Origin of the sequence: Xenorhabdus stockiae (assembly GCF_002632825.1) — a bacterium.
Lineage (GTDB): Bacteria > Pseudomonadota > Gammaproteobacteria > Enterobacterales > Enterobacteriaceae > Xenorhabdus > Xenorhabdus stockiae.
In genome coordinates, this window is the sequence record NZ_NJAJ01000136.1 from 1 (window position 1) to 779 (window position 779).

3 protein-coding genes are annotated in these 779 nt (G+C 45.6%); all 3 read right to left on the reverse strand.

The genetic code is table 11. From position 1 onward, the window contains the following. Positions 1–66 precede the first annotated feature (66 nt). The 3 genes from Xsto_RS20795 to Xsto_RS20800 all read right to left on the reverse strand — a co-directional run bounded on the left by Xsto_RS20795 (position 67) and on the right by Xsto_RS20800 (position 759). Positions 67–273 carry a hypothetical protein gene (locus tag Xsto_RS20795; protein ID WP_099126325.1) on the reverse strand — a complete coding sequence of 69 codons (207 nt, stop codon included), beginning with the start codon at positions 271–273 and terminating at the stop codon, positions 67–69. After that, entirely contained in the window at positions 270–443 is a 174-nt protein-coding gene (locus Xsto_RS21790; RefSeq protein ID WP_169926717.1) for a hypothetical protein, read from the reverse strand. Before Xsto_RS21790 ends, Xsto_RS20795 begins: the two co-directional genes overlap by 4 nt. Before the next feature lie 109 nt (positions 444–552). Further along, positions 553–759 (reverse strand): hypothetical protein, encoded by a 207-nt coding sequence (locus Xsto_RS20800; RefSeq protein WP_099126326.1) that lies wholly within the window; start codon positions 757–759, stop codon positions 553–555. Between the last annotated feature and the right edge of the window lie 20 nt (positions 760–779).

The window sequence follows — 779 nt, forward strand, 5'->3', positions numbered from 1 at the left end:
ACTACATCGGTGATATCAGACGGATCACCCCAGACTGAGGCAATAATCTGAGTCAGGTGGAATGAGTTATTGATCATTGCTGCTTTCTTCCTTCTGCTTTATGCCAAAACTCACTGTTTGCGAGATACGTACGGCGTTACGAATTGTTTGAATAATCATTTCGTCAAGTTCATCAATGATTAATGAAATGTCTGTATCATTGTCATGTCTGTCGTATAACAGATGCTTGGTTGTCTCCCAAAGCGTAGCGGTATACATTAGGCTTTTGCTCATGCCCGTGCCTCCGTGAGTAAATAGGCTTCCAGTTCGTAGACGAGATCTAATAATTCGGTCTTCTTTTTTTGTTCGGCGTACAATGTATTGAGGTGCTGTTCGAGTTGCTCCAGTTCCTGCTTCAATACGCTACTTCTTGGAATAGTCAGAAAGTTGCCGGATTTAGTCACAGTTTTATTCTTTGCTCTTCCGCCTTCTTCAGTAACCAATCCGCCCACTCACGCCCGTCGTCGATTTGTCCGGGCAAGCCAATGTCATTCTGTGCGTTATCGATGCTTATCATGATTTTCTACCCCGTTTGTTATGCTTTTTCTTCGCTGGTGTTATCTTCATTACCGACACTTTGGGTGCTGGTGGAAGAGGAGGGCAGATGCCCTCGTGAATATGCCGATTACGATTCATAATGTGGATAATGCGCTGCCCCCAATCCCTGCCGTCGTCGATGTGGACTACCGTTCTGACTAGTTCGTCGTCAATGTCCACCATCTGGCGGTGTTCCTCAGTCA